Here is a 26,177-nt window from a genome sequence, read left to right as displayed (position 1 = left end):
ACCGCAACCAAGTGCGTACCGCCGCACGGTGATCGGGAGCCGGGAGCTAGGCCGTCACCGGGAAGCCGGCCGCCTTCCACGCCTGGAAGCCGCCCACCAGGTCGGTCGCCCGGTGCAGCCCGAGCTGCTGGAGGGAGACGGCGGCGAGGCTGGACGCGTAGCCCTCGTTGCAGATCACCACGACTGGCAGATCGTGGCTCGTGGCCTCCGGGGCGCGGTGGCTGCCCTGGGGGTCGAGCCGCCACTCCAGTTCGTTGCGCTCGACGACGAGGGCGCCGGGGATCAGTCCGTCGCGCTCGCGCAGGGCGGCGTACCGGATGTCGACGAGGAGGGCTTCGCCGGCCTGCGCGGCGGAGTACGCCTCCTCGGCCTCCACCCGGTCGAGTCCCTCGCGGACCCGTTCCAGCAATGTGTCGATGCCCACCGGGCGGGGCGCGCTCACTGCCAGTCCTCCGGACGCTCGACGTGCTCCAGGCGCAGCACCTGGCCCGTACGGCTGTAGCGGCGGATGCCCGGCAGGGGTGGGTAGTACGCGTGGACGGAGATCGCGTGCTCCTCGGTGGACTCGTTGAGCACCTCGTGCACGTGGTGGCGGCCGAAGGAGCGGCCCTTGCCGGCCGGCAGCCGACGCTCGCGGTCGACGTCCTCGGAGAGCTCGAGAGTCTTCCAGCCGTCGGTGGGCAGGCGGGCGGCGAGCGAGTACTCCTTGAGCTCGCCCGCCGCGGCGACGAAGGCGCCGACCGAGTCGGCGTGGTCGTGCCAGCCGGTGCCGGTACCGGGGGGCCAGCCGATGAGCCAGGCCTCGCTGCCGCCGGGGCCCTCCAGCCGCACCCAGGTGCGGCCTTCGGGGTCGAGCGGGAGGGAAGCGATCAGTTCGGAGTCGGCGGCGGTGCGGCGCACGAAGTCGAGCAGGTCGGTTTGGGTAGGGGCCTGGACAGCCGCGGAGACAGAGGGTGACACAGACACGGGTACCGTCCTGGGCGTTCGCGTGGGGCGCGCGCTGGCAGACGAGAGGCGCGCGGGAAGGGATGCGAATTCAGCGGGACGGACGACACACGCAGCCCGCATAGCGGACGAGGTCCATATGGACCCTCCGCCACAGGCGCACACAGGTGTCGGTCACGATCCGGAGTAGACCATGGCGGTGTGGGCCGGTCAACTCACTGTCACTATGTGGACCATCGTTTGACCGAGGGTGGTGCGATGGCCGTGGCTCCCCCCCGGACGAGTTCGGCGACCTGACCTTGGTGGTCCGGGGCGGGCCGGACCACCGGGGTCGTCAGGTCGAGCTCGCCGCGGTCTCCGCCTCCGCCAGGGCGGGGCCGCCCAGGGTCGCCTCGGCCGCCGCGTACAGGTCGGCCGGGCGCACCCCGCTCAGCGCGGTGACCAGGTGGCCGTCGGGGCGCACCAGGAGCACGGTGTGGGCCGCCGCGCCGGGATAGCTCTCGGCGACCAGCAGCTCGGCGCGGTGCGGCAGCGCGGTCACGGCGGCCGCGAGCCGGGGCATGATCCCGGCCGTCACCCAGTGCTTGCGCGCCCACACGCCCGTACCCGGAGCGATCAGTACGACGAGCAGCGCCCCGCGCCCGAGCCGGTCCCGCAGCCGCACGAACGAGCCGTCCTCCGCGGTCACGCGTACGTCGACGACCGGCGCACCGGGCGCCGTGTCCACCGGAGTCTCCGACTCGGTGTGCGCGGGCGCGAGCGGTGAGTCGGCGTACGCCCCTGGCGCACCCATCGGACCGCGCCCCAGATGGCCGTCCGTGAGCAGCGTGTCGTGGCCACGGGCCGACCCGGGGACGTACGAGCGCAGGCCTCCGCCGCTTCGTAGCAGCGGCAGCGCCTGGTCGGCCGCGCGCAGCCGGGCGGCGACGACGGCCCGCCGCTCCGCCTGGTAACTGTCGAGCAGCGCCTCGTGCGGGCCGTGGTGCCAGGCGAGCGCCAGCTTCCAGGCGAGGTTGTCGGCGTCCCGCAGGCCCTCGTCCAGGCCCTGGGTGCCGAGCGCGCCGAGCAGGTGCGCGGCGTCCCCGGCGAGGAAGACCCGGCCGACGCGCCAGCGGCGGGCGAGGCGGTGGTGGACGGTGTGGACTCCGGTGTCGAGCAGCTCGTACGGGGGTGTGGAGCCGTCGTTCCAGCCCGCGAGCGTCTCGCGGATGCGTGCCACCAGCAGGTCGGGGGTGACCAGGTCCTTGCCGGGTGGCAGCAGCCAGTCCAGCCGCCACACGTCGTCGGCGAGGGGGCGCGCGGTCACCTCACCGCCCGAGGGGCCCGACGTCCGCCACGGTGGCATTCGGTGCAACAACGCCTGGCCGGGCCATGGGAGTTCGGCACGCAGCGCCGCCACGGCGTGCCGTTCGACGGCCGTACGCCCCGGGAAGCGGATGTCCTGGAGTTTGCGCACGGTAGAGCGCGGTCCGTCGCAGCCGACGACGTAACTGCCGCGCCACCACGTGCCGTTGGGGCCGCGGGTGTGCACGGTGACGCCCGAGGACTCCTGTTCGATCGAGTCGAGGCGGCTGCCCACGGCGACCTTGATCAGCCGCTCGTGGCCGATGGCCTCGCGCAGAGCGCCGGTCAGCGCGTGCTGGGCGAGGTGCAGCGGGGCGGTCGCGTGGGCGCCTTCGGAGTCCTGCGCGTCCGCGGTCTGGCCGAACCCGCTGCTTTTCGGGGTCTGCGCGCTCCCCTTCGGGTTCCGTGCACTCCCCTCTGAGCGCTGGGCGCCACTCCCCGAGCCGTGCGCGCCGCCCCCGAAGGCCTGCGCGCCGCTTCCCGAGCCGTGCGCTGCGCCCCCGAGACCTTGCAGGTCCGATTCGAAGTCCACTGGGTCCGTGCCGGATCCCCCGGCATCGAATCCGATCTCGCGCATCACCTGCTTGCGCCGCATCGACCGCCATCCGGCCCAACGGAATCCGGCATCGGCGAGGGGCAGGCCCGTCAGGCGTTCGACGAGCGCGGCCGTGTCCTCGCGCAGCACCACCGTCCGCGCGAGCCGTTGTTCGTCCTTGCCCGGCCCCTCGTCGAGGACCACGGAGGGGACCTCCTGGCGGGCCAGCGCAAGGGCCAGCGTGAGGCCCACGGGCCCCGCGCCGACGATGATCACCGGGTCCACGGCGCGCGGCCCCCTGCCCGGAGCGGTGTCCTGAGGAACGTTCGGGAACAGGCAGTTGGAACGGGGTGCACGATCACAGAACGTATGCAACCCATTGCCGGTGCTTGCGTCAAGTGACGGGGGCAGTGGTGATCACACCACTGCCCCCGTTGACGCCGACGCAGGGTGAGGATCCGTCAGATGGAGATGCCGCCGCCCGCGCCGGTCGACTCCGTGCCCCCGACCGCGGCCGGCGCGAGCACTACGCCCGTCGACTTCTTGCCGCGCCGCAGTCGTCCCTCGAGCCAGCTCGCGAAGCTCGTGAGGCTGAAGTTGAGCGCGATGTAGATCAGGGCCACCACGGTGAAGCTGGCGATGGTGTTCGCGCCGTAGTACGCGCTCATCGGACCGACGGAGGCGAGCAGCTCGGGGAAGGTCAGGACCGCGCCGCCGAGCGCGGTGTCCTTCACGATCACGACGAGCTGGCTGACGATCGCCGGGAGCATCGCGGTGACCGCCTGCGGCAGCAGGATGAACCGCATGACCTGGTTCTTGCGCAGACCGACGGCCATGGCCGCCTCGGACTGCCCCTTGGGCAGCGACAGGATGCCCGCGCGGACGATCTCCGCGAGGACCGAGGAGTTGTAGAGCACCAGTCCCGTGATGACCGCGTAGAGCGGACGGTCGTCCGAGCTGATGTTCGTGTACTCGGAGTACGCGGCGACGGCGAAGATCATGAGGACCAGTACCGGGATGGCGCGGAAGAACTCCACGATCGCGGCCGCGGGTATCCGGATCCAGGCGTGGTCGGAGAGCCGGGCGATGCCGAGGACGGCGCCGAGCGGCAGGGCGATGACCATGGAGAGGGCCGCGGCCTTCAGGGTGTTCTGCAGTCCCGGCCAGAGGTACGTGCTCCAGGCCTCCCCGTGGACGAAGGGCTTCCACTTCTCCCAGGCGAGCTGGTCCTTGTCGTTGAGGCTGGTGATCACCCACCACAACAGGGCCGCGAAGGCGACCAGGAACAGCGCCGAGTAGAGGATGTTGCGCCGCTTGGCACGGGGGCCCTGGGCGTCGTACAGGACGGACGTCATCGCTTCACCGCCACCTTCTTGCCCACCCAGCCGAGGAGGAGGCCGGTCGGCAGCGTCAGACACATGAACCCGAAGGCGAAGACGACGGAGATCGCGACGAGTTGGGCCTCGTTCTCGATCATCGACTTCATCAGGGTGGCCGCTTCGGCGACACCGATCGCGGCCGCCACCGTGGTGTTCTTCGTCAGGGCGATCAGCACGTTCGTCAGTGGACCGACGACCGAACGGAACGCCTGGGGAAGCACGACCAGAGTCAGGACCTGGGTGAAGTTCAGACCGATGGCGCGGGCCGCCTCCGCCTGCCCGACGGGCACGGTGTTGATGCCGGAGCGCAGCGCTTCACAGACGAAGGCCGAGGTGTACGCGATCAGACCGAGCACGGCCAGCCGGAAGTTGATCGTATCGAACTTGTCCGCGCCGAGACTGACCCCGAGGGTCTGGTTGAGGCCCAGTGAGGTGAACAGGATGATCACGGTCAGCGGGATGTTCCTCACGATGTTCACGTAGGCGGTGCCGAAGCCGCGCATGAGAGGCACCGGACCGACCCGCATGCCGGCCAGCAGGGTTCCCCATATGAGGGAGCCGACGGCTGAGAGGACGGTGAGTTTCACCGTCATCCAGAACGCTCCCAGCAGGTCGTAACCTTGAAGAAAGTCGAACACGATTCCCGCGCTTCCGCGTGTGGTGATGCCCGGGTGCGCCGCCCTCCGAGGGCGGCGCACCGGCGGGCCCGACATCAGCTGACGATGTTGCCGATCTTCGGAGCGGGCTCGTTCTTGTATTTCGCCGGACCGAAGTTCTTGTCCACGGCCTTCTGCCAGGAACCGTCGGAGACCATCGCCTCAAGAGCCGTGTTGATCTTGGCCTTGAGGTCGCTGCCCTTCTTGACGCCGATGCCGTAGTTCTCGTTGGTCATTTTGAAGCCGCCGAGCTTGAACTTGTCCTTGAAGGCGGCCTGTGAGGCGTAGCCGGCGAGGATCGAGTCGTCCGTCGTCAGAGCGTCGATCGCCTTGTTCTGCAGACCCGTCAGGCAGGCCGAGTACGTCGGGAGATTCTGGAGCTGGGCCTTGGGCGCCAGCTTGTCGTGCACGTTCTGCGCCGAGGTCGAACCGGTCACGGAACACAGCTTCTTGCTGTTGAGGTCCGAGGGCGACTTGATGGTGGTGTCGTCGGCCCGGATCAGCACGTCCTGGTGGGCGAGCAGGTAGGGGCCGGCGAAGTCGACCTTCTGCTGACGCTCGGGGGTGATCGAGTAGGAGGCGGCGATGAAGTCGACGTCACCGCGCGAGAGCGCGTTCTCGCGGTCGGCGCTCTTCGTTTCCTTCCACTCGATCTGGTCGGGCTTGTAGCCGAGCTTTCCGGCCACGTACGTGGCGACGTCGACGTCGAAGCCCGCGTAGCCCTGCGGGGTCTTCTGGCCGATGCCCGGCTGGTCGAACTTGATGCCGACGGTGATCTTGCCGCCGCCGCTGCTCGAGGAACCGCTGTCCTTCTTGTCGTCGGAGCCGCACGCCGTGGCGGTCACGGCGAGCGCGAGCACGACGGCCGAGGCGGCGGTGACCTTGCGGAGCTTCATGGTGAACATCCTTTGCGTGGTGAAGAGATGCGGTCAGATGCGAGTCGGATGCAGGTCTTCAGTAAGGGACCGCGGTTCGGTGACGAACATCGGTGATGAAGGCGCGCGGGCCGTCGGTGGTGGAGGTGCACGGGCCGTCAGGGACGAGGGCGCGTAGGCCGTCGGTGGTGGATGCGCGTAGGCCGTCAGTGGTGGAGGATCTTCGACAGGAAGTCCTTGGCGCGGTCGCTGCGGGGGTTGCTGAAGAACTGGTCCGGCACCGCCTCTTCGACGATGCGGCCGTCGGCCATGAAGACCACCCGGTTCGCAGCCGAACGGGCGAAGCCCATCTCATGGGTGACGACGATCATGGTCATGCCGTCGCGCGCGAGCTGCTGCATGACCTCCAGGACCTCGTTGATCATCTCGGGGTCGAGTGCCGAGGTCGGCTCGTCGAAGAGCATGACCTTGGGGTCCATCGCCAACGCCCGGGCGATCGCGACCCGTTGCTGCTGACCGCCTGACAACTGCGCGGGGTACTTGTCCGCCTGGGTGCCCACACCCACCCGGTCGAGCAGTCCGCGGGCCTTCTCCTCGGCCGCCTTCTTCTCGGCCTTGCGGACCTTGATCTGACCCAGCATCACGTTCTCGAGCACCGTCTTGTGCGCGAAGAGGTTGAAGGACTGGAAGACCATGCCCACGTCGGCCCGCAGCCGGGCCAGCGCCTTGCCCTCGTAGGGCAGCGGCTTGCCGTCGATCGTGATGTCGCCCGAATCGATCGTCTCCAGGCGGTTGATGGTGCGGCACAGGGTGGACTTTCCGGACCCGGAGGGCCCGATGACCACGACGACCTCGCCACGTGCGATCGTCAGGTCGATGTCCTGGAGTACGTGCAACGCGCCGAAGTGCTTGTTGACGCTCTTCAGGACGACCAGGTCCTCGGTCGCGGCCACGGCATCCTTGGCCACCGATACTTCGGTCATCGCTCTGGGGCTCCGTCCTCCTCGGTTTCGGTGGACAGTAGTGACCCCGTGCGACCAGCGTCATTACATCTGAGGGGAACTTGAGCATCACGATCCGGTAGCAATCGGACACGCGTCGTAGCAGCGGTTGCCCGGCCGCGTACCGGCTGGGTAACGGAAGCCCTCCGCGACCCGAAGCCTCTTGACGCCGTCGTGATGCATCGGCGTGACTTCGTTGGTGCACACGCGTGTGCGCCGCCATCCAACAGGATGAGACCGTACGACCGATGAACCGGAGGGGGCCGGAGTGAGACTGCTGCTCGTCGAGGACGACAACCACGTCGCGGCCGCCCTGTCCGCGGTGCTGGCACGGCACGGCTTCGACGTCACGCACGCCCGCAGCGGCGAGGAGGCCCTACGGGCGCTGGTCCCCGAGAGCGACGGCTTCGGCGTGGTCCTGCTCGACCTCGGCCTGCCCGACCAGGACGGCTACGAGGTCTGCGGTAAGATCCGCAAGCGCACCAGCACCCCGGTGATCATGGTCACCGCCCGCTCCGACGTACGGTCCCGGATCCACGGCCTCAACCTCGGCGCCGACGACTACGTGGTGAAGCCCTACGACACCGGGGAACTGCTCGCCCGTATCCACGCCGTCAGCCGGCGCACCGTCCACGACGACGCGGCGGCCACCAGCGACACCGCACTGCGGCTCGGGCCGGTCCGTATCGAACTGCCCACCCGCCAGGTCAGCGTGGACGGTTCGGTCGTCCAACTGACCCGCAAGGAGTTCGACCTGCTCGCGCTGCTCGCTCAGCGCCCCGGGGTGGTCTTCCGCCGGGAGCAGATCATCAGCGAGGTGTGGCGCACCAGTTGGGAGGGGACCGGGCGCACCCTGGAGGTGCATGTCGCGTCCCTGCGCTCCAAGCTGCGCATGCCCGCGCTGATCGAGACCGTGCGCGGCGTGGGGTATCGGCTCGTCGCTCCCGCGGCGTAGCGTGCACCGGTGCGCACCCGCCTCCTTCCGCTGCTCATCGCCCTGATGGCAGCCGTGCTGCTCGCGCTCGGCATCCCGCTCGCCGTGAGCGTAGCGGCCGCCCAACAACAGCGTGTGGTCGTCGACCGCATCGACGACACGGCACGCTTCGCCGCCCTCGCGCAGTTCGTCACCGAGCAGTCGGCCGGCGGCTCCGGGGTGGGTGCGACGGACGAGCGCGGGGAGACCCTGCGCAAGGAACTCGTCGCGTACCACGAGGTGTACGGCATCCGTGTCGGTGTCTTCTACCGCGACCGCGACCCCATGGCCAACGCACCCGAGAACTGGTACATACCCGAGAAGGGCGAGCGGCGCGACGCCTTCAACGAGGCGCTCGTGGGCCGCCGCAGCCACGACCCGGAGCAGGTCTGGCCCTGGCAGCGCGACCGGCTCGTCGTCGCGTCCCCGGTCATCCGGGACGGTGACGTCATCGCGGTCGTGGTCACCGACTCGCCCACCGGACAGATGCGTTCGAAGATCCTGTACGGCTGGGTGATCATCGGCGTGGGCGAGGTCGCCGCGATGCTCCTCGCCCTCGGCGCGGCGCTGCGGCTGACCGGCTGGGTGCTCTTGCCCGTAAGCGTCCTCGACGCCACCACCCACGACATCGCGACCGGGCGGCTGAAGTCGCGGGTCGCGGTCGCGGGCGGTCCGCCGGAACTCAGGCGCCTGGCCCGGTCGTTCAACGAGATGGCGGACAACGTCGAAGGCGTTCTGGAGCAGCAGCGCGCCTTCGTCGCCGACGCCTCGCACCAGTTGCGCAACCCGCTCTCGGCGCTGCTGCTGCGCATTGAACTGCTCGCGCTCGAACTGCCGGAGGACAATGAGGAGATCGCGTCGGTCCGCACCGAGGGCAAGCGCCTCGCCGAGGTCCTGGACGACCTGCTCGACCTGGCGCTCGCCGAGCACGCCGAGGCGGATCTGAGGCTGACCGACATCGGTGCGCTGGCGGCCGAACGCGTCGCGTCCTGGTCACCGCTGGCCGACAGCAAGGGCGTACGCCTGACCGGTATCTGTCCGGCCACCACCGCCTGGGCCGACCCGGTCACCCTGTCCAGCGCCCTGGACGCGGTGATCGACAACGCGCTGAAGTTCACGCCCGAGGGGGAGGACGTCGAGGTGGCGGTCGCGTCGAACGGCGAGGTCTCGACGGTGGTCGTCACCGACCGCGGTCCGGGCCTCGGCGACGAGGAACTGGCCCGCATTGGCGACCGCTTCTGGCGCAGCGCCGGGCACCAGAACATCAAGGGGTCGGGCCTCGGCCTGTCCATCTCGCGGGTGCTGCTCTCGGCGGGCGGCGGCTCCATCACGTACGCCCGTCACGAGCCGCACGGCCTCAGGGTGACGGTGACGGTACCGAGGTCGCGGCCCGAGTCGTGAGCGGGGCCGACAGGGCGGGGAGGTGTCGCCGAGTGTGGCGGTCGGGTGCGGTGGCCGGCGCTACGGCTTGACCGAGCGGTAGTAGCGCCGGGCGCCCTCGTGCAGCGGCAGCGGGTCCGTGTAGATGGCCGTGCGCAGGTCCACCAGCTGGGCCGCGTGCACCTGACCGCCGATGCGGTCGCGGCTGTCGATCACCGTACGGGTGAGCTCCTCGGTGAGCCGGGCGTCCGAGCTGTCCCGGGTGATCAGGAAGTTCGCCACCGCCAGTGTCTGCACGGACGAGCCGTGCTGGGCCTCGGGGTAGGCGTCGGCGGGCATCACCGCGGCCCGGTAGTAGCGGGAGGCGCCCCCCTGCTCGTGCAGCTTCGCGACGAGGTCGCCCGTGATCGGCACCAGCCTGATGGCGAAGTTCCTCGACAGCTGATCCACGGCGCTCGTCGGCAGGCCGCCCGACCAGAAGAACGCGTCGATCTTGTGCTGTCGGAGGAGGTCCGGCATGGTCCCGATGCCGTCCGGAAAGGGCTTGATGTCCTTCGTGGAGTCGAGCCCGGCCGCCTGCAGCACATGCTCCGCTATCAGTCTCACCCCGGAACCCTCCGGTCCCACGGCGACCTTCTTGCCCCGCAGGTCCGCCACCGACCGCACGGACGAGGAGCGCGGGACGACCAGGTGCACATAGTCGTCGTACAGCCGGGCGCAGCCGCGCAGTTGGCCCGATCCCGGCTTGTTCTCCAGGATGTACGTCTCCACCGCGTCGGCCGCCGCGATGGTGAAGTCGGCCTTGCCCGTGGCGACCAGGCGGACGTTCTCCTGCGAGCCGTCGCTGTTCTTCAGCTGGACGTCCAGGCGCGGCATGTCCTTGGCGAGCGCGGCCTGCAGGAGCGTGCCGTACTTCTGGTACACCCCGGTCGGGGTGCCCGTGCTGAACCTGATCCTGCCGCCCGGCGACTCCTCGCCCAGTGGCAGCAGCCACCACAACAGCAGCCCGAGCACCACGAACGCGGCGGCCGAGCCGAACAGCGCGCGGCGCCTGTCGATACGGGGGAGAGCCAGGAACATGCGCGCGATCCTGCCAGCCGGGGGCCGTGCTGACCAGGGCGGGGCCGACGGGGGCACGGCATCGGCTCGGTAAGGTCGGTGGATGCAGCTTTCGCCCGACTCCTCGACCCCTTCCGGCACTTCTCCCGTTTCCTCCCCCGCTTCTCTGGTCCGTGAGTTCCACCTCGCCTTCGGGCTCGACGCGCGCAGCACGCCGACGGAGGTCTCCCCGGCGCTCGCCGCCCACCGCGGTGAACTGCTCGCCGAGGAGGCCGCCGAAGTCGCCGAGGTCGCGGTCTCGGGCCCGTTGGACCGGCTGGCGCACGAACTGGCCGATGTCGTGTATGTGGCGTACGGCACCGCGCTCGTCCACGGCATCGACCTCGACGCGGTGATCGCCGAGATCCACCGCTCCAACATGACGAAGCTGGGCCCCGACGGCCGCGTCGCCCGCCGGGCCGACGGCAAGGTCCTCAAGGGGGAGCACTACCGGGCGCCGGATGTGTCGGAGGTGCTGCGGGGGCAGGGGTGGAGGGGCGCGGACGTGTGACGCCCGCCCTGCTCAGTCCGGTACGGCCGTCTGCTGTCGCGCCTCGCCCGCCCGTTCCGGTTCCGGCTCCGTTCCCGCTTCCGCTTCCGCCTCGGGCGGCCGCTCCGCGACGTCCCGGCGTTTCGGGGTGACGCCGAACCGACCGCCGAACCGCGTCATGAGCCGTTCGGCCAGCGGCTGGGTGTAGCGGCGGTGAGCGGGCCGAGTACGACCAGGATCAGTACGTACGCCGTGGCCAGCGGGCCGAGTGAGGGCTCGATGCCGGCCGTGACCGCGAGCCCGGCGATGACGATGGAGAACTCGCCGCGCGCGACCAGCGCACCGCCCGCCCGCCACCGGCCGCCCAGGGAGATACCGGCCCGCAAGCTGGTCGCCGAGGGCCATACGACGAAGGAGATCGCCGAACTGCTCTACATCAGTGCCAAGACCGTGGAGAGTCGCCGGGCGAACCTGCTGCAGAAGCTCGGCCTGCGCGACCGCCTCGAGCTCACCCGGTACGCGATCAGGGAGGGGCTCATCGAGCCGTGATCGGGGGCGGGCTCATGGAGTCGTGACCTGGGTCTGGCTCATGGAGTCGTCGTCCCGCCCAGTTCCAGTTCCAGTTCCAGGGCCGGTGTCCGGCGCTCCAGTTTCCGGGCCAGCCGCTCCTCCAGTCGTGCCCGGCACTGTGGCCATTCCTCGGCGATGACGGAGAAGATCGCTGAGTCGCGCAGCAGGCCGCTCTCGCCCGGTGTCCAGGACCTGGACCAGTTCCGCAGCACCCCTTCGTACCGTGCGCCCAGCGCTTCGATCGCGGCGCGCGAGCGGGCGTTGCGTGCGTCCGTCTTCAGATCGACGCGCGCCACGCCCCAGCTTTCGAAGGCGTGCCGGAACAGCAGGAGCTTGGCCTCGCTGTTCAGCCCCGTTCCCTGGGCCGAGGCCGCGAGCCAGGTGAAACCGACCTCGATCGCGGAGAGCCGGTCCTCCGCCAGCCATGAGCGCGGCTCCCAGTAGGCCGTGACGCCGACCGCCCGTCCCGAGGCCCGCTCCACCTGCGCGTACGGGGCGAGCGTCCCCGCCGCGGCACGGGCCAGCTGTGCCTCGATGTACGCGCCGGTCTCGGCCGCCCTGGGCACCCAGGTGAACCGATAGGTGCTTCGGTCCTCCTCCGCTGCCACGGCCAGGTCCGCCGCGTGGCGGTGGCCCAGGGGCTCCAGGCGCACGAGCGTGCCCTCGAGAACCGGTGCGTCGAGCGCCGCGAGCGTGAAACTCATCGATCGCCACTCCGTCCGTACGCCTGCTCGTCCGCGCTGAACCGTTCGTGCGCGCGCTCCGGGCGGAAGCGTTCCAGAGTGAGCGCGCCCTGTCGTGCGATTTTGGCGCCCGGCGGGTGTCCGGGCGCGCCGCCCACCCGCACCTGGGCATGGAGAGGGCCGACCCGTGCCCGGGTCGGCCCTCTCGTGGCTGCGCCGTCGGGTCACTTCACCATCACGGTGATGGTCGGCGAGACGACCTTGCCCGCCATGACCCGAATCTGCTCCTTGCCCTTGGTGTTGAGCTTGGTGGTCAGGGAGTAGCTGCTGCCGTTCTTGAGCGCGGTGCTGGACTTCAGAGCGGTCCACTTACCGTTGTGCAGGTGCAGCAGCACCACCTTGGTGCCGACCTTCACTCCCTTGGTGCGTCCGGTGAACGTCACCGACTGCCCGGCTTTCACCTGGCTCTTGTTCACCCTGGCAGTGATCGAGACGCCGGCCATGGGCGAGCGGCTGGCGCTGCCGGTCTTGGTCGGTTTGGCGGTGCCGGTCGTGTGCGGCTTCGCGCTGCCGGTCGTGCTCGGATTCGGTGCGGTGGCGCTCGGGGACGCGGCGAAGGCACCGACCGTCCCGGCCGACAGCAGAGTGACGGAGAGCGCGCCGGCGCCGATCGCCTTGGCACAGCGGCTGCGGAGTGTGGAATTCACGTGCGACTCCTGACGTGACGGATTCCCCCACAAACGAATCTCGCCCGTATGGGCGAAATGTTCGCTTTTGAGGTTATCCACGTCACTGTCGAGCCTGCGACCGGACAGACGCTCCAGCTCTGTGCGAAAAGCAGCGGAAAACCCTCACCATCCGACAAAACACCTGATGGCCGAGACTTGCGGAGGGTTACCAACTTGTTACCCAGCGTCCATCGCGGCTCGGCCCGGCCGCCCTTGTCAGGAGCGGGGGCGCATGTCCCCGCCGTACACCGTGCGGTAGTCCGGGACGGCGATGCGGCTCGCCGGGGACTCCCGGTGCACCTGGGCGAGAAAGCCGTCCAGGTCCATCGACGGGTCGCGGCGCGGGGGCTCGCCCAGCGGCTCCTCGAAGTTGTCCCAGTGGACGGGTACGACGACGTCGGGGCCGCCGAGGGCACGGAGCAGCCGGGACGCGTAGCGGTGGGTGGCGGTGCTGGAAGGGACGGCGACCATGGCGAGATCGGGGCGGAGTCCCTGGACCGCCCGCTCGGAGAAGTCGCTGGCCCCCATCAGGAACATCGACGGACCGCCGTTCCCGGCCGTCACCTGGAAGGCGAGCGTGTCGCCCTCCGGCAGGTCCGCGATGGTCCTCGGAAGCGCCGCGGGCGGGGTGGTGAGCGTGCCCGGGGCGAAGTAGGAGTACTTGTTGTTGCGGCTGTGCAGGCTCGCCGCGACCTCGACGGTGATGCCGCCGAAGTCCAGCACCTCGCCGCCCTTCACCACGGAGATCTGTCCCGGGTCGACGTCGAACGCGACCAGCAGGTGGTAGGTGGTCTCCGTGCCGACGACGCGGGCGCCGGTGGACTTGGCGATGTACGGCACGTCGGCGATGTGGTCCCAGTGGGAGTGGCTGACCAGGACGAGTTCGGGGGCTCCGATGTGTTCCCGTACCAGCTCGGGATCGGTGCTCAGCTCCGTGTCCGTGCGGAAGGCGCCGTCGAACAGACCGGTCTTGAATCGGGTGAGGTACGGGTCGAAGAGCACGGTCCGGTCGTCGACGTCGATGCGCCAGCCGGAGGTGCCCAGCCAGCGTAAGGACGCCGAAGCCGAAGCCGAAGCCGAAGCCGAAGCCGATGGCGACGCTGTCGTCGACGTCGATGCGGCGGCCGTGGCCGTCGCAGGGGGAAGGAGTGGGGCGGCCGCGCCGAGCGCGGCACCGCGCAGCAGGCCGCGTCGGCCGAGCATCGGGTCTCTCTGTGTGTCTGTGGTGTCGCTCATGTCGTCAGCAGATCAGGGGCCGACCGCCTGCGTCCAAGATCGAAACAGTGCCTTCGCGATATGCGAGCGCATATGAGACCTGGTCAGAGCCCCTCGTTCCGCAAGAAGTCGACGGCGATTCCGGCTGCGGCGCCGATCGCGGCGTCCACCGTCGGGCGGCCGGCGGTCAGTTCGCGGGTACGGGCGAAGACGGAGATCGCGTAGCACCCGCCGTCGGGATACCGGACCACTCCCGTCTCCATGTGCAGTCCCGGCAGGGTCCCGGTCTTGGCCGCGACCGTCACGTCGTCGGGGAATCCCGACACCAGCCGGTGCCGGAAAACCTGACGTCTCATCAAATCCCGTACCTGGGCGCAGGCTTCCGGAGAACCCGCTTTGTCACGCCAGATCAGGCGCAGCAGTTCGCTGGTCTCCCGGGGCGTGCTCGCGTTGGTGCGCAGGGGATCCAGTACGGCCATCCGTCTCTTGCGGTCGTCCGGCAAGGAGGGGTACCGGACGGCGAACTCCCGCTCGTCGCCCGCCCCGACCTCGGCGAGCATCGACTCGAGCACGTCACGAGGGCCGCCCACGATCCTGGTCCGGTCGAGCCCGAGCTCCTTGGCGAGCAGCCGTACGGTGTCCAGCCCGACCCGGTCCAGCAGCAGATCCGCCGCCGCGTTGTCACTGACCGACATCGCGAAGAAGGCCAGATCGCGCAACGACAGCTCGACGTCGTCCGCGCAGCCCGCCGTGCCCCAGCCGCCGAGCCGGTCGGCCGCCGTCACCCGTACCCGTTCCCGGGGATCGAGCTGCCCGGCCGCCACCTGTCGGGCGAACTCCAGGACCAGCAGCACCTTGAAGATCGAGGCGATCGCGACGGGTTCGTCCGCGCCGACGGCCACCTCCCGCACCTCACCCGGCGGCCGGGCGCCGACGGGGACCGCGTGCAGGAGGCCCTCGGCGCCCGCTCCCGCGAAAACCTCGCGGATCCGCTCCTCGACCACGTGTTCGCCCGCCCCCTCGCGTAAGGTCCCTGAACGTGGATCTCTTGCGCCACCTGCGTCTTTTCGTCACCGTAGCCGAGGAACTGCACTTCAGTCGGGCCGCCGACCGGCTGGGCATGGCTCAGCCGCCGCTCAGCCAGGCCGTACGCAGGCTGGAGAAGGAGCTCGGCGCCGAGCTGTTCGACCGCGCGCACCGCCGGATCCGGCTGACCGCCGCCGGGGTGGTGCTGCTGGACGAGGCCCGCGAACTCCTCGCCCGTGAGGAGCGGCTGCGGGTGCTGGCCCGGCGTGCCGGGGACGGCGGCCTGGGGACCCTGCGCGCGGGCGTGCCGCCCGACACCACGGCCGCCGTGCTGTCCGCGCTGCTCGCCGGATGTGCGGAGCGCTCTCCGGGGCTGTCCGTCGACCTGCGGGAGACCACCACGGAGGAGCAGGTGCGACTGCTCGCCTCCGGCGGACTCGACGTCGGGCTCGTCCACCAGCCCGTGGACGCCACCGGACTGCGGCTCGGTCCCGAGGTCTCGGTGGATCTGGGAGTCGTCCTGCCCCGCACCTCGCCGCTGGCCCGGCTGCCCGAGGTGGCGCTCGGCGAGCTGTCCGGCCACGATCTCGTGCTCTTTCCGCGGGCCCACGCCCCCGGTTGGTACGACCGGATTCTCGATGTCTGCCGCGGCGAGGGCTTCGTGCCCGGTCGTCTGCGGCATGCGTCCAACTCCGAGTTCCTGCTGGCCCTGGTGACGGCGGGGCACGGAATCGCCTTCGACCAGGGGCCGGTGGCTCGCAAGGAGCCCCGCGTGGCCTGGCGGCCCCTGTCGGGCCGTCCCCTCACCCAGCGACTGAGCGGCGCGTGGCCCGCGGACCATGCCGCCCACCCCGCCGCGCGCCCCTTCGCGGAACTCGCGGCCGAGGTACTGACCCGGGACCGCATCGCAGCCCTGAGCCGGGACGACCGGGGCCGCCCCGCGGCACCGGGGAGAGCGGACGGGGCTCACCCTGAGGACGAGTCAACCCGCCCGTGGTCGGTCGTGTACGCCGAGGGCGCGGTTCGCCGCGGATGACACCCCAAGGGGCCAACCACGGCGAACCGTCGCCGTATCCGTATCAGCCGATGATGCGGTGTGTGGTCCAGAACGAGGTCAGGTCCGTGGTCGTGGCGGCCTGGGCGGCAGCCTTGAACTCGGCCGTGGTCGAGACGCCGTACCAGTGTGAAGTGGCGTAGTCCTTCAGCAACTTGGCCATGGCGGTGTCACCGAGGACGCGCCGCAGATCGTGCAGGGCGCACTTGCCGTATCCGTACACGACGGTGGAGTACCGGGACGAGTGGGCGTCCCAGTAGGCCATCGAGTTGGTGATGTTCTCCGCGGTCGAGGCCCAGGAGACGCTGTTCCAGCAGTTCGTGCCGGTGCTGCCCAGGGCCAGGTCGGTGGCGTAGTCGGTGAACGCCTCGTCGAGCCAGGGGCTGTTGTACTCGTCGTCGCCGACGATCCCGTAGAACCACTGGTGGCCGATCTCGTGGGTGAGCGCCGTGGTGCTGACCAGGTCGAGGACGAAGCCGGGGTACTCCATGCCGCCGAACCAGAAGTTGTTGTCGATCACGGCGTCCAACTCGCCGTACGGATAGGAGCCGAAGCGTCCGGCGTGGGCGTCCACCGCGGTCTTCGCGGTGGTGAGCATGGACTGTGCGCTGGACGAACTGATGCCCGAGACCGAGTAGATGTTGATCGGGGTGCCCGCGGTCGACGTACCGGAGATCTTCGTGAACGGGCCCGCCGCCCAGGCGAAGTCACGGACCTTGGACGCGGTGGCCGTGGTCACCGTGCGTCCGCTGGTGCCGGGGGTGTCGACCGAGGTGCCGGTGGCCGGGACCAGCAGGGTGGTCGGGTGGTCGAGGGTGACCTTGAAGTCGGCGGCCAGGGAGTAGAACGACTCGCCGTTGTTGGTGTACGGGTCCAGGTGCCAGCCCGAACCGTCCTTGATCGCGAGGACCGGCAGCGCGTTGCCGATCATGCTGAACGCGCCGTCGTAGCCGAACCGGTCGGCGCCGCTGGGGACGGTGATCCCCAGGTCGAAGCCGATCGTGGTCGACTGGCCCTGCGCCAGCGGGGTCGGGAGGGCGATCTGGAGGGCGGTGCAGCCGACCGACAGGGCGCCCGCGGTGCCGCCGGTGACGTTGCTGACCGTGATCGGCATGGCGGAGCAGGTGCCGTGGTAGTTGTCCCACAGCCTCAGGTAGACCTCGCTGAGCGCGGTCGAGGAGGCGTTGGTGAAGGTGGCGCTCTCGTGGCCGGTCCAGACGGTGCCGCTCGAGTTGCTGCTCAGGCTGACGGTGTACGAGGGTGCGGCCGGCGTGCGCGTGGAGTCCGCCGGCGGGGTCGTGGCGCCGGAGGTGTCGAGGGCGATGTCGTCGAGGACGAAGCTCGTCTGGAGGCTGGAGTCCTCGGTCCCGGTGAAGGCGAGGCTCACGGTCTGGCCCGCGAACGCCGACACGTCGAACGACTTCTGTACGTAGCCGGTGGCCTTGTTGAGGTTCGAGTACGTCGCCAGTGTCGTACTGCCGATCTTCGCCGTCAGCTTGTCGTACGCGGTGGACGAGGTCGTCTCGGCGGTGTCGATGTGCAGCCAGAAGGTGAGGGTGGCACTGCTGCAGCCGGACGGGATCGCGACGCTCTGCGAGAGGGTGTCGGTGTGCGTACTGCCGACACCGTTCAGCCAGGCGAAGCTGGTGCCGCCGTGGGCGCTCTGCCCGGAACGGCTGGTGATCACCGTCGTCGACGACTGGGTCCAGGGCGAAGTCCCGCTCTCGAAACCACCGTTGGTGACCACCTGGGCCGGGGTGCAGTCGGCGGCCAGTGGTGCCGCGGGCGGCGCGGCTGCTGCCGGGGTGACGGGGAGCAGGGTGGCGGCCAACGCGATGACGCCGAGTGCGCCCGCGGCGAAGGCCTTGTGGGGGGTCGGTCTCACACGAAACTCCTTTGAGGCGGCCGGGATTGCGGCCTGCTCGGTGGCCGCCCTGACGGCTTGGGTGCGCCGGGGACGGCCGAGGGCTGCGCGCATCGCTCACGCGATCGCTGGGGTGAGATTTTTTGTCGCGTCTCCCTGGGGTCAGGGCGACGGCTGCGGGAAGCCTGGCAGATTTGACCAGAGCATGCCATCAGGGGCGGGTAAAAGTGTTCACCGAGGTTCACCGACGTACATCGACCTGAAGTGCTCGGACTCGGCGATCAGTGGTCCGGGAACGCGGCGTGCCGGCCGAGCTGCCGAGCGCAGGCGTCCCGGGCCGGGGCGGACAGCAGGTCGCCCGCACCGGCGAACAGCCGGTACAGGTACGGGCCGTACCGCTCGGCCAGTTCCTCGTTGTGGGCCAGTACGTCGAGTTCGTTGGCGACGGTGATCTGCAAGAACGCTCGCAGGTCCGCCTCGGCCGGAGTGTGCTCGCGGCCGGTGAAGCGATCACGGAAGACCACCGGCCGATCGCGCCCGAACCGGGGGTAGACGGCACCGCGGTCACAACTCGCGTACAGGTACACCAGCGCCTCGGCCCGGTCACCGATCGCCTCCGCCAGGGTCGCCCGCTCGGCGACCGGCAACAGGTACTGGTCGAAGCCGTCGGTCCCGTATGTGGCATGGCACAGCCCCGCCGCCTGGACCGCGGGGGAGTTGCCCCAGTCGGCCAGGAGCCGCCGGACACGGCCGAGGTGCGCCAGCAGGGTGCCGCCCGGATGCGGCATCTCGGCGGTTCCCCGCGCACGCAGGAAGGCTTCGGCACGCGACCACCGGGATGCGTCACAGTCGCCGGTCACTTCAGTCCTGTCCGTCGCGTCAGTCATGTCACGAGTTGTATGCGGGACATGACGCCGCGGACAAGCCCCTCCCGAAGCCTCGGCAGGCCACTGAGAGACTCCCACCATGGAGACGAGCACGGAGACGGACCGGATACGGCAGGGGCAGGGACAGGGACAGGGACAGGAGCTGCGGGGAACCGGGGCGGGGCCTTCCATGGAATGGGCGCTGCGGTCCGCGGAGCAGGCGGACGTCGAGGTGATCGCCGAGCTGCGGGCGACGGTGATGCGCCCGGACCTGGAGCGGTTGGGCCGGTTCGACGAGCACCGGGTCCGTCGGCGGCTGCGGGATTCCTTCTCCCCGGGGCACACGTCGGTCGTCATGGCCGACGGCGACTTCGCGGGCTGCGTCACGCTGAGGCCGGCCGAGGACGGGCTGTGGCTGGAGCATTTCTATCTCGCCCCCGGCTTGCACGGCCGGGGGCTCGGTTCGGCTGTCCTGCGCACCCTGCTGGACCGGGCCGACGCCGACGGCAAGCTCGTCCGTCTGAACGTCCTGCAGGGCAGCGCCGCCCGGCGGCTGTACGAGCGCCACGGGTTCACCGTGGAGGTTCAGGACCCGGTCGACGTCTTCATGGTGCGACGGCCGGGCGCGGGCGTCCTCGGCCCGTAAGACCCGTGAGACCCATGAGGCCTGTGAGACCCGTGGTGAGGCCGTGAGGGGTGAGGCCGTGAGGGGAGAGGCCGTTCCTAGGCCGCGTTGCGCCAGACCTTCACGTCCAAGGTGGCGTACGTCGTCCCGGACGACCCCCGGTACGTCACCAGCCCCACATGCCCCGTCCCGCTGATCACGCACATCTGCTGGCCGACGGTGAGGTCCTTGACCCAGACGTAACTCTTGTAGCCGGTCGCCGCCTTGCACGCGTCCACGCCGCCCTGCCGACCCACGGGCAGCAGGGCGAGGGAACTGCCGGAGTCGGTGCCGGGGGCGAGGACCGCGCCCGAGGAGTAGACGGCGTACGTCAGATCCTCGTCGGAGGTCCCGGTGTCCGCCTTGGACCGTACGGGAGTGTCCGCCAGGTACAGGTCGTGGCTCGCGGTCATCCGGATCTCGGAGTACGTCACCGGGACGGGGGCCGTCGGGGTCGCGGGCCTGCTGGACGCGGCGGTCGGGGGAGCCGAGGTCGCGGTCCGCGTGGGCGTCGGGGGGCCCGAAGGGCTGGGCGGCAGAGCGGACTTGGACGGCTTTGGCTTCTTCGAGGTCCGGGGGGACGGGGAGCCCGACGCCGACGGCGAGGCCTTGGCGGCCGTGGTCGACTGCGACGTGGCCACGTTCTGCGCCCGGCTGTCGTTCTTGTCGCCGTCCCCCGGAACGAGCAGCAGTGCGGCGGCCGCCCCGCCGGCGACGAGTACGACCGCGGCTGCCGACAGCACCCAGCCCCGGGCCTTGCGACCCTTGGCGTCCGTGCCCATCGAGGAGGTCTGTGCGGCGGCCGGCTCCTGCGACTGCGGCCAGGGGGGCGGAGCGTACGGACCCGGCGCGGCCCCCGGCCCCATCACGAAAGGCCCGGGCAGCGCGGCGTGGGGCGGTGCGGTGGGGGAGTAGGCCATCGGGGGGCCGAAAGCACCGGGACTGGTGGGACCGGTGGGACCGCCGGGTCCGAAGTCGCCGGAGCCCGCGGGTCCGAAAACCCCCGAAGCCCCGGAGGCCCCTGAAGCGTGAGCGCCCGAAGCCGCCTCCGCCCGGGCCCGGTCGGCGCCTTCGGCCCGAGCCGCGATACCCGCCGCCAGTTCGCCCGTCAGCCACGCCCCGGACGTGGACCGCGCTTCGGCACCGAGATCCGCCTGGATCGTCTGGACGGAGCGTATGACCTCCTCGACGGAAGGCCGCTCGGCGGCGGGCTTGCGCAGACACCGCGCCACCAACTCCCGTATCTCCAACGGCACACGGCTGAGATCGGGATCCTCGTGCACCACTCGGTAGAGCATCGCGTGGGGATCACCGTCCCCGAAGGCGCCGCCGCCCGTCGCTGCGAACACCGCGGTCTGCCCCAGCGCGAACACGTCGGCCGAGGGCATGGCATCCCCGCCGAGCACCTGCTCCGGCGCCATGTAGGCGACGGTTCCGAGGGCCGTGCCGCTCGTCGTCACCGACGTGGCGTCCGCGGCCCGCGCGACACCGAAGTCGATGACCCGCGGGCCGTCCGCGGCGAGCAGCACGTTCGAGGGCTTGAGGTCCCGGTGCACGATGCCCTCGCGGTGCACCGCCTGCAGGGCCTCCGCGACACCGGCGATCAGCCGCAGCACCGTGTCGACGGGCAGCGGCCCGTGATCGCGTACCGCGTCGGCGAGGGAGGGCCCCGGCACATAGGCGGTCGCACACCACGGCATCGATCCCGCAGTGTCGCTGTCCACGACCGGAGCCGTGTAGAGCCCGTGCACCCGGCTCGCCGCGGCCACCTCGGCCTGGAACCGCTTGCGGAACTCGGCGCTCTCGGCCAGCTCCGGCCGGATCACCTTGACCGCGACGGCCCGCCCGCCCGGCGTGTGCGAGAGATAGACCCGTCCCATGCCGCCGGACCCGAGCCGTGCCACCAGGCGGTAGCCGCCGACGACCTGCGGATCGCCGTCCTCCAGAGGCTGGAAACTTCCCGCATCGGGCCCACCGTCGCTCAACACGCCCCACTCCACCCCGAGATCTGCTCTGTGGTGTCCCATTGCATCACGGCCCCCGTCAGCCGCGTGAAGACGGCCGCCGACCTCATGGCCGGGCCCGGCACGCCCGGGGTGGACGCGATGCCATGGGGCCGACGTCACTGCCTGCCTGTTTCGGCCAACTGGCGCCGGACGGCCTCCAGTCGTTCCGCCAGCGGTGCGGCGACCCGGCGGAGTTCTTCCAGGTCGGTACGTGTGTCGAGCTGTTGGCTGAAGATCTGCGTCCGGCCTTGTTCCAGCAAGGTCGTCGCGTGCTCTGCCGTGCTGGCCCGCAGAGCGACGGCCACTGCCTCGGTGGCCACGGCGGCGGTGAGGGAGAGCCCGTGTTCCTGGTCGTGCCGGTGCAGATCGCGGGCCGTGACGTGGCCGAGGAGGCCGACCGCCAGCAAGTAGTGGTGCAGGGCCGTGGGCCAGTCGTCGGACTCGACCAGAGCGACAGCGGTCAGCCGACCAGGGTGTCCGGCGGGTCCGCGGCGCCGTCGACGAAGACGTGCACCCGGGCGACGCCACCGGCAGGCTGATCGCCCTCGCCTACCTCGGAGACGCCGAAACCGTGCTGCGCGGGCTCGACGGTGCACAAGCGCGCCTGCACACCGCGGCCCGGCGCGCCGTACTGACCTGGGCTGTCGACGGGCCGCTGACGGCGCCGGCCTACCGCGACCCGGAACGCGCACACGATGGGATCGCGGCTCTGCTGACGGAACGCCGCCACGACCGGCACGCCCGGTCGACACTGCTGACGGTGCTGTGGGAGCTGTCCCGGCGGACCGGCCGGCTCGCGTCGCTACGGCCTCACGGGCCGATGTGAGTGAACGGCGTCCATACGCTCAGCCGTTCGGTGTCACGCAGTCGGCTCAGGACCGTGTGCAAGCGGTAGGGGGAAAGCGCCGGTTCGAAGGCCACGTCCGGCGGGCCGTACACGGCCTCGGCGACTGCCGCCGCCGCGGTGTCGGAGACGGTCCACAGCGTACCGATGACGTGCCGGTAGCCGGTGTAGTGCAGGGCCGCGACGACCGTGATCGCCTCGTCGGCGAGACCGACGCCGCCGGTCGCGGTCTTGCAGGCCGCCAGAAAGGCGAACGCCCCCTGGTATTGGCGGGCACTGACCTCCTCGATGGTGAGCCTGCCGTCGGCGAGCCGCAGGCCGCCCCGCGACGGATCGTCAAGCAGTTGGTCACCGTGGCAGCTGAAGCGCACCCATCGGTGGCGCGACACCCTACCGCGTGGTCCGGCTCTTCGACATCTGGGACCTCAGCCTCGACACCCCCGAAGGCATCCGGCTGCGGGACGCCTTGACGGCCCTGGCCTCGGACCCCACGGATCGCGGCGTGCTCGTGGCGACGGCGGACGACATCGTGCACGGTCGCCGTCAGCGTTCCTATCTGGCACCGCACGCGGCTTACTTGATGGGGGAGAACCGCTTCCACGCCGATCTGCCGCCCCTGAATTCCTGAGCCCGGATGGCCGGCACGACAGGGCCTAGGGCAGGCGGTCGTCCTTGTGAGCGCGCATCGCGGATCGTCGCACCGCCGCGGTCCCGGCGACCACGATCACCACGATGAGCCGTCCCGGCGGCCAGGGCGGTGACGCCTGTCGCGGCGCCCCCGGCGCCGGTGCCCGCGAGTGAGCCGCCGGCCGATGAAGCGGTAGGCCGAGCCCCCGTGCCGAAACCGAAGATTAGGCATCCTTCCGGAGCGCCTACCCTTGAGGGATGACCAGCAGCAGCGACCGGAGTCAGGTAGTGGACGTTCAGGAACCCAAGACCTATGAGGTACGCACCTACGGGTGCCAGATGAACGTCCACGACTCCGAACGGCTCTCCGGGCTCCTCGAAGGCGCCGGTTATGTCCGCGCGCCCGAGGGGGCCGACGGTGACGCGGACGTCGTCGTCTTCAACACCTGCGCCGTGCGGGAGAACGCCGACAACAGGCTGTACGGCAACCTCGGCCGCCTCGCGCCCATGAAGACGAAGCGCCCCGGGATGCAGATCGCCGTCGGCGGCTGTCTGGCGCAGAAGGACCGCGACACCATCGTGAAGAGGGCGCCCTGGGTGGACGTCGTCTTCGGTACGCACAACATCGGCAAGCTGCCGGTCCTGCTGGAGCGCGCCCGCGTGCAGGAAGAGGCGCAGGTCGAGATCGCCGAGTCCCTGGAGGCGTTCCCGTCCACGCTGCCCACCCGCCGCGAGAGCGCGTACGCGGCCTGGGTCTCCATCTCTGTCGGCTGCAACAACACCTGCACCTTCTGCATCGTCCCGGCGCTGCGCGGCAAGGAGAAGGACCGCAGGACGGGCGACATCCTCGCCGAGATCGATGCGCTGGTCGGCGAGGGTGTCTCGGAGATCACGCTGCTCGGGCAGAACGTCAACGCGTACGGCAGCGACATCGGCGACCGAGAGGCGTTCAGCAAGCTGCTGCGGGCCTGCGGGCAGATCGAGGGCCTGGAGCGGGTCCGGTTCACCTCCCCGCACCCCCGTGACTTCACCGACGACGTCATCGCCGCCATGGCCGAGACGCCGAACGTGATGCCGCAGCTGCACATGCCGATGCAGTCCGGTTCGGACCCGATCCTCAAGGCCATGCGCCGGTCCTACCGCCAGGACCGCTACCTGGGGATCATCGAGAAGGTGCGCGCCGCCATTCCGCACGCCGCCATCACCACCGACATCATCGTGGGCTTCCCCGGCGAGACCGAGGAGGACTTCGAGCAGACGATGCACGCGGTGCGTCAGGCGCGCTTCGCACAGGCGTTCACGTTCCAGTACTCCAAGCGCCCCGGCACCCCGGCCGCCACCATGGAGAACCAGATCCCCAAGGAGGTCGTCCAGGCGCGTTACGAGCGTCTCGTCGCCCTCCAGGAGGAGATCTCCTGGGACGAGAACAAGAAGCAGGTCGGCCGCACCCTGGAGCTGATGGTCGCCGAGGGCGAGGGCCGCAAGGACGGCGCCACCCACCGCCTCTCCGGTCGTGCCCCCGACAACCGCCTGGTCCACTTCACCAAGCCCGACCAGGACGTACGCCCCGGTGACGTGGTCACCGTCGAGATCACGTACGCCGCTCCGCATCACCTGCTCGCCGAGGGCGCCGTCCTGGACGTGCGCCGCACGCGTGCGGGGGACGCCTGGGAGAAGCGCAACGCGGCCGAGGCGTCGAAGCCCGCCGGTGTGATGCTGGGGCTGCCCAGGATCGGTGCCCCGGAGCCGCTGCCAGTGGCCACCGGCAGCGGGTGCGGCTGCGACTGACCTCGGGCCGGGGAGGACCCTCGACCGGCCGCGCGGGGTTACGCTGCCGATCATGCTTGTAGCCGCCGCAGTCTGCCCCTGTCCGCCGCTGCTCGTCCCCCGGGTCGCCGCTGGTGCGGCACCGGAGCTGGCCGCCGCGCGCGCGGCCTGCACGGACGCCCTGGGCGTGCTCGCCGCCTCGCGCCCCGACCTGCTGGTCGTGGTCGCGCCCGCCGGACAGAGCGGGCGCGGGCCGTACCCGGAGGGTGCGCCGGGCTCGTTCCGCGGGTTCGGTGTGGACCTCGACGTACGCCTCGGGGAAGGCGCGTCGCTTCCCGGGGCGGCGGAGCGTCCGCTCCCGCCCTCGCTCGCCGTCGCCGCCTGGCTGCTGGAGCGCACGGACTGGTCGGACGCCCCCGTCGAAGGGCTTGGCGTGGGGGAAGCTCTCGAGGCCGAGCGGTGCGTCCAGGCCGGAGCGGGGATCGTCACGCGGGCCGACCGGGTGGCCCTGCTGGTGATGGGCGACGCCAGCGCGTGCCGCACGCTCAAGGCGCCCGGCTATCTCGACAAGCGCGCGGTGGGCTTCGACGCGGAGGTCGCGCGGGCGCTGGGAGCGGCGGACGTGGCGGCCCTGAAGGCGCTGGACGCCGAGCTGGCGTACGAACTGAAGGTTTCCGGGCGGGCCCCCTGGCAGGTCCTCGCCGGCGCGGCCGAGGGCGCGGACCTGGGCGGTGCCCTGCTGTACGAGGACGCGCCGTACGGGGTGGGGTACGTGGTGGCGGCCTGGTCCTAGGGCTCCGCCGAGAGCCGGGGCCGACGGTACCGAGCCCGGACACGGCGGACGGCCGGGAGCCCAGTGTGCTCCGCGGCCGTCCGCCGATGTGTGCCTGTGCGCACGGGTACGTGTACCGGTCATGCGACACCGGTCATGCGACACCGATCACGCGATACCTGTACTGCGATACCCGTACTGCGATACCGGATGTATGCCCTTCAGGGCGCCGGAGGCGGTGGGGGCACGTCCGGCGGCGGTGTGGCGCCGCCGGTCTCCTTGTGGTGGTGGTGGGCGAGTCGGTCCATGGCGCCCTTCGCCTTGCCCGTGCCCGTCTGGATCTTGTCGCTGTACTTGCCCTTGGTCTTTTCGTCGACCACCTTCGCGGCCTTGTCGAGACCGTGAGTGACCTTGTCCCCGTGCTGTTGCGCGAGGTCCGAGACCTTGTCCTTGGCGGGTGCCAGCTTGGCTTTCAAATTGTCCAGGAGACTCATGGTCCACCTTCCCTCGCGGGACAGTTACGTGCGGGCGTTTTCGCCGGCCTCGTTGTCGGCGGCCTTCTCGGCGGTCTGTTGCTGGGGGATCTCGACGTCATCCTTGGCGGTGGCCTCCGCGGGCTCGGTCGCCGCGGCCCCGCCTTCGCCCGCGGAGCCCCCCGGGCTCTCGGAGCCTTCGGGCTTCTCGGACGAACCCTTAGCCTCCTCCGTCACCTCCGCCTCGGTATCGGCCGTTCGCGTGTCGACCTGCACCGCGGCGGTTGACGCCTCCTCCAAGGCCTTCGACCTTCCAAGAAGTCGTGCAAAAACGCCCATATC

29 protein-coding genes and 2 pseudogenes are annotated in these 26,177 nt (G+C 70.5%); 10 read left to right on the top strand and 21 right to left on the bottom strand.

The features are described 5' to 3' along the window. Positions 1-46: 46 nt before the first annotated feature. The 8 genes from OG819_RS03070 to OG819_RS03040 form a co-directional block, all read right to left on the bottom strand. Positions 47-448, bottom strand: a complete 402-nt coding sequence (locus tag OG819_RS03070) for a rhodanese-like domain-containing protein (RefSeq protein ID WP_266634720.1) — start codon at positions 446-448, stop codon at positions 47-49. After that, positions 439-966 carry a cysteine dioxygenase gene (locus OG819_RS03065; protein WP_266647895.1) on the bottom strand — a complete coding sequence of 176 codons (528 nt, stop codon included), beginning with the start codon at positions 964-966 and terminating at the stop codon, positions 439-441. Before OG819_RS03065 ends, OG819_RS03070 begins: the two co-directional genes overlap by 10 nt. Positions 967-1,036: 70 nt before the next feature. After that, a complete protein-coding gene (locus tag OG819_RS58525; RefSeq protein ID WP_311136958.1) occupies positions 1,037-1,108 on the bottom strand; it encodes a putative leader peptide in 72 nt (23 codons plus the stop codon). A gap of 171 nt (positions 1,109-1,279) precedes the next feature. Further along, on the bottom strand, positions 1,280-3,109 hold the full coding sequence (locus OG819_RS03060) for an FAD-dependent monooxygenase (RefSeq protein ID WP_266647894.1): 1,830 nt from the start codon (positions 3,107-3,109) through the stop codon (positions 1,280-1,282). 176 nt (positions 3,110-3,285) lie between these two features. Next, entirely contained in the window at positions 3,286-4,179 is an 894-nt protein-coding gene (locus OG819_RS03055) for an amino acid ABC transporter permease (protein WP_266586449.1), read from the bottom strand. Then, a complete protein-coding gene (locus tag OG819_RS03050; protein WP_266652551.1) occupies positions 4,176-4,841 on the bottom strand; it encodes an amino acid ABC transporter permease in 666 nt (221 codons plus the stop codon). The genes OG819_RS03055 and OG819_RS03050 overlap by 4 nt, the downstream gene beginning before the upstream one ends. Positions 4,842-4,915: 74 nt before the next feature. Continuing rightward, positions 4,916-5,755: a glutamate ABC transporter substrate-binding protein gene (locus OG819_RS03045; protein WP_266647893.1), complete on the bottom strand. Its 840-nt coding sequence runs from the start codon at positions 5,753-5,755 to the stop codon at positions 4,916-4,918. 185 nt (positions 5,756-5,940) lie between these two features. After that, positions 5,941-6,717 carry an amino acid ABC transporter ATP-binding protein gene (locus OG819_RS03040; RefSeq protein WP_266430398.1) on the bottom strand — a complete coding sequence of 259 codons (777 nt, stop codon included), beginning with the start codon at positions 6,715-6,717 and terminating at the stop codon, positions 5,941-5,943. A gap of 286 nt (positions 6,718-7,003) precedes the next feature. Between OG819_RS03040 and OG819_RS03035 the strand changes: the two genes are divergently transcribed. Together OG819_RS03035 and OG819_RS03030 are read left to right on the top strand one after the other, a co-directional pair. Next, the gene (locus tag OG819_RS03035) at positions 7,004-7,690 is read left to right on the top strand and encodes a response regulator transcription factor (RefSeq protein WP_266647891.1); all 687 of its coding nucleotides are present in this window, start codon (positions 7,004-7,006) and stop codon (positions 7,688-7,690) included. Positions 7,691-7,699: 9 nt separating this feature from the next. Further along, positions 7,700-9,109: a HAMP domain-containing sensor histidine kinase gene (locus OG819_RS03030; RefSeq protein ID WP_266647889.1), complete on the top strand. Its 1,410-nt coding sequence runs from the start codon at positions 7,700-7,702 to the stop codon at positions 9,107-9,109. 60 nt (positions 9,110-9,169) lie between these two features. On the opposite strand, the gene OG819_RS03025 is transcribed toward OG819_RS03030, so the two are convergent. After that, positions 9,170-10,168, bottom strand: a complete 999-nt coding sequence (locus tag OG819_RS03025; protein ID WP_266629381.1) for a TAXI family TRAP transporter solute-binding subunit — start codon at positions 10,166-10,168, stop codon at positions 9,170-9,172. Between the two features lie 82 nt (positions 10,169-10,250). Here OG819_RS03025 and OG819_RS03020 point away from each other — a divergent pair, with 82 nt between their 5' ends. Further along, positions 10,251-10,697, top strand: a complete 447-nt coding sequence (locus tag OG819_RS03020; protein ID WP_266647887.1) for a MazG nucleotide pyrophosphohydrolase domain-containing protein — start codon at positions 10,251-10,253, stop codon at positions 10,695-10,697. A gap of 159 nt (positions 10,698-10,856) precedes the next feature. On the opposite strand, the pseudogene OG819_RS03015 reads toward OG819_RS03020, so the two are convergent. Next, positions 10,857-11,059 (bottom strand): annotated as a pseudogene (locus OG819_RS03015) (cation:proton antiporter); the annotation flags it as partial. A 1-nt stretch (position 11,060) separates the two neighbouring features. Between OG819_RS03015 and OG819_RS03010 the strand changes: the two are divergent. After that, a pseudogene (locus OG819_RS03010) lies at positions 11,061-11,225 on the top strand (response regulator transcription factor); the annotation flags it as partial. A gap of 38 nt (positions 11,226-11,263) precedes the next feature. Here the strand turns inward: OG819_RS03010 and OG819_RS03005 are convergent. The 4 genes from OG819_RS03005 to OG819_RS02990 all read right to left on the bottom strand — a co-directional run bounded on the left by OG819_RS03005 (position 11,264) and on the right by OG819_RS02990 (position 14,876). After that, positions 11,264-11,950: a GNAT family N-acetyltransferase gene (locus OG819_RS03005; RefSeq protein WP_266647885.1), complete on the bottom strand. Its 687-nt coding sequence runs from the start codon at positions 11,948-11,950 to the stop codon at positions 11,264-11,266. A 203-nt stretch (positions 11,951-12,153) separates the two neighbouring features. After that, positions 12,154-12,636 (bottom strand): hypothetical protein, encoded by a 483-nt coding sequence (locus tag OG819_RS03000; protein ID WP_266629385.1) that lies wholly within the window; start codon positions 12,634-12,636, stop codon positions 12,154-12,156. A 237-nt stretch (positions 12,637-12,873) separates the two neighbouring features. After that, entirely contained in the window at positions 12,874-13,893 is a 1,020-nt protein-coding gene (locus tag OG819_RS02995; protein ID WP_266647883.1) for an MBL fold metallo-hydrolase, read from the bottom strand. A gap of 83 nt (positions 13,894-13,976) precedes the next feature. After that, complete coding sequence (locus tag OG819_RS02990; protein ID WP_266647881.1) at positions 13,977-14,876, bottom strand: serine hydrolase; 900 nt, start codon at positions 14,874-14,876, stop codon at positions 13,977-13,979. Positions 14,877-14,920: 44 nt separating this feature from the next. Between OG819_RS02990 and OG819_RS02985 the strand changes: the two genes are divergently transcribed. Next, on the top strand, positions 14,921-15,934 hold the full coding sequence (locus OG819_RS02985; protein ID WP_266652549.1) for a LysR substrate-binding domain-containing protein: 1,014 nt from the start codon (positions 14,921-14,923) through the stop codon (positions 15,932-15,934). A gap of 43 nt (positions 15,935-15,977) precedes the next feature. On the opposite strand, the gene OG819_RS02980 is transcribed toward OG819_RS02985, so the two are convergent. After that, positions 15,978-17,837: a M1 family aminopeptidase gene (locus OG819_RS02980; protein ID WP_266647879.1), complete on the bottom strand. Its 1,860-nt coding sequence runs from the start codon at positions 17,835-17,837 to the stop codon at positions 15,978-15,980. 260 nt (positions 17,838-18,097) lie between these two features. Further along, positions 18,098-18,703, bottom strand: a complete 606-nt coding sequence (locus tag OG819_RS02975; RefSeq protein WP_266647878.1) for a DUF6817 domain-containing protein — start codon at positions 18,701-18,703, stop codon at positions 18,098-18,100. Positions 18,704-18,872: 169 nt separating this feature from the next. Here OG819_RS02975 and OG819_RS02970 point away from each other — a divergent pair, with 169 nt between their 5' ends. After that, a complete protein-coding gene (locus OG819_RS02970; RefSeq protein ID WP_266591474.1) occupies positions 18,873-19,328 on the top strand; it encodes a GNAT family N-acetyltransferase in 456 nt (151 codons plus the stop codon). Between the two features lie 77 nt (positions 19,329-19,405). Here the strand turns inward: OG819_RS02970 and OG819_RS02965 are convergent, their stop codons facing one another. Next, positions 19,406-21,334, bottom strand: coding sequence for a serine/threonine-protein kinase (locus OG819_RS02965; protein ID WP_266647876.1), 1,929 nt, complete (start codon positions 21,332-21,334; stop codon positions 19,406-19,408). A gap of 134 nt (positions 21,335-21,468) precedes the next feature. Beyond that, positions 21,469-21,759, bottom strand: a complete 291-nt coding sequence (locus OG819_RS02960) for a hypothetical protein (RefSeq protein WP_266647874.1) — start codon at positions 21,757-21,759, stop codon at positions 21,469-21,471. Positions 21,760-21,860: 101 nt separating this feature from the next. Here OG819_RS02960 and OG819_RS02955 point away from each other — a divergent pair, with 101 nt between their 5' ends. Beyond that, positions 21,861-22,178 (top strand): hypothetical protein, encoded by a 318-nt coding sequence (locus OG819_RS02955; protein ID WP_266629404.1) that lies wholly within the window; start codon positions 21,861-21,863, stop codon positions 22,176-22,178. Here OG819_RS02955 and OG819_RS02950 read toward each other — a convergent pair. Then, positions 22,163-22,585: a CHAT domain-containing protein gene (locus OG819_RS02950; RefSeq protein WP_266647872.1), complete on the bottom strand. Its 423-nt coding sequence runs from the start codon at positions 22,583-22,585 to the stop codon at positions 22,163-22,165. The two genes, OG819_RS02955 and OG819_RS02950, sit on opposite strands and share 16 nt — an antisense overlap. A gap of 8 nt (positions 22,586-22,593) precedes the next feature. On the opposite strand from OG819_RS02950, the gene OG819_RS02945 reads away from it, so the two are divergent. From OG819_RS02945 to OG819_RS02935, 3 genes are all read left to right on the top strand, one after another. Beyond that, complete coding sequence (locus OG819_RS02945) at positions 22,594-22,824, top strand: hypothetical protein (protein ID WP_266629408.1); 231 nt, start codon at positions 22,594-22,596, stop codon at positions 22,822-22,824. A 257-nt stretch (positions 22,825-23,081) separates the two neighbouring features. Next, entirely contained in the window at positions 23,082-24,611 is a 1,530-nt protein-coding gene (gene miaB / locus OG819_RS02940) for a tRNA (N6-isopentenyl adenosine(37)-C2)-methylthiotransferase MiaB (protein ID WP_266647870.1), read from the top strand. Positions 24,612-24,663: 52 nt separating this feature from the next. Next, entirely contained in the window at positions 24,664-25,383 is a 720-nt protein-coding gene (locus OG819_RS02935) for a class III extradiol dioxygenase subunit B-like domain-containing protein (protein WP_266629412.1), read from the top strand. 200 nt (positions 25,384-25,583) lie between these two features. Here OG819_RS02935 and OG819_RS02930 read toward each other — a convergent pair whose 3' ends face one another. Together OG819_RS02930 and OG819_RS02925 are read right to left on the bottom strand one after the other, a co-directional pair. Beyond that, complete coding sequence (locus tag OG819_RS02930) at positions 25,584-25,856, bottom strand: antitoxin (protein WP_266647868.1); 273 nt, start codon at positions 25,854-25,856, stop codon at positions 25,584-25,586. A gap of 24 nt (positions 25,857-25,880) precedes the next feature. After that, the gene (locus OG819_RS02925; RefSeq protein ID WP_266647866.1) at positions 25,881-26,174 is read right to left on the bottom strand and encodes a hypothetical protein; all 294 of its coding nucleotides are present in this window, start codon (positions 26,172-26,174) and stop codon (positions 25,881-25,883) included. Positions 26,175-26,177 lie beyond the last annotated feature (3 nt).

Source organism: Streptomyces sp. NBC_01549, assembly GCF_026339955.1.
Taxonomy (GTDB): domain Bacteria; phylum Actinomycetota; class Actinomycetes; order Streptomycetales; family Streptomycetaceae; genus Streptomyces.
The sequence above is the reverse complement of the archived record's forward strand: the minus strand, read 5'-3'. Positions and strand labels throughout refer to the sequence as shown.

Coding starts and splice junctions, on each gene's coding strand:
- OG819_RS03055 (WP_266586449.1), bottom strand. CDS start 4,179: ATGACGTCCGTCCTGTACGACGCCCAGGGCCCCCGTGCCAAGCGGCGC.
- OG819_RS03045 (WP_266647893.1), bottom strand. CDS start 5,755: ATGAAGCTCCGCAAGGTCACCGCCGCCTCGGCCGTCGTGCTCGCGCTC.
- OG819_RS03040 (WP_266430398.1), bottom strand. CDS start 6,717: ATGACCGAAGTATCGGTGGCCAAGGATGCCGTGGCCGCGACCGAGGAC.
- OG819_RS03025 (WP_266629381.1), bottom strand. CDS start 10,168: ATGTTCCTGGCTCTCCCCCGTATCGACAGGCGCCGCGCGCTGTTCGGC.
- OG819_RS03020 (WP_266647887.1), top strand. CDS start 10,251: ATGCAGCTTTCGCCCGACTCCTCGACCCCTTCCGGCACTTCTCCCGTT.
- OG819_RS03005 (WP_266647885.1), bottom strand. CDS start 11,950: ATGAGTTTCACGCTCGCGGCGCTCGACGCACCGGTTCTCGAGGGCACG.
- OG819_RS02995 (WP_266647883.1), bottom strand. CDS start 13,893: ATGAGCGACACCACAGACACACAGAGAGACCCGATGCTCGGCCGACGC.
- OG819_RS02975 (WP_266647878.1), bottom strand. CDS start 18,703: ATGACTGACGCGACGGACAGGACTGAAGTGACCGGCGACTGTGACGCA.
- OG819_RS02970 (WP_266591474.1), top strand. CDS start 18,873: ATGGAATGGGCGCTGCGGTCCGCGGAGCAGGCGGACGTCGAGGTGATC.
- miaB (WP_266647870.1), top strand. CDS start 23,082: ATGACCAGCAGCAGCGACCGGAGTCAGGTAGTGGACGTTCAGGAACCC.
- OG819_RS02935 (WP_266629412.1), top strand. CDS start 24,664: ATGCTTGTAGCCGCCGCAGTCTGCCCCTGTCCGCCGCTGCTCGTCCCC.
- OG819_RS02930 (WP_266647868.1), bottom strand. CDS start 25,856: ATGAGTCTCCTGGACAATTTGAAAGCCAAGCTGGCACCCGCCAAGGAC.
- OG819_RS02925 (WP_266647866.1), bottom strand. CDS start 26,174: ATGGGCGTTTTTGCACGACTTCTTGGAAGGTCGAAGGCCTTGGAGGAG.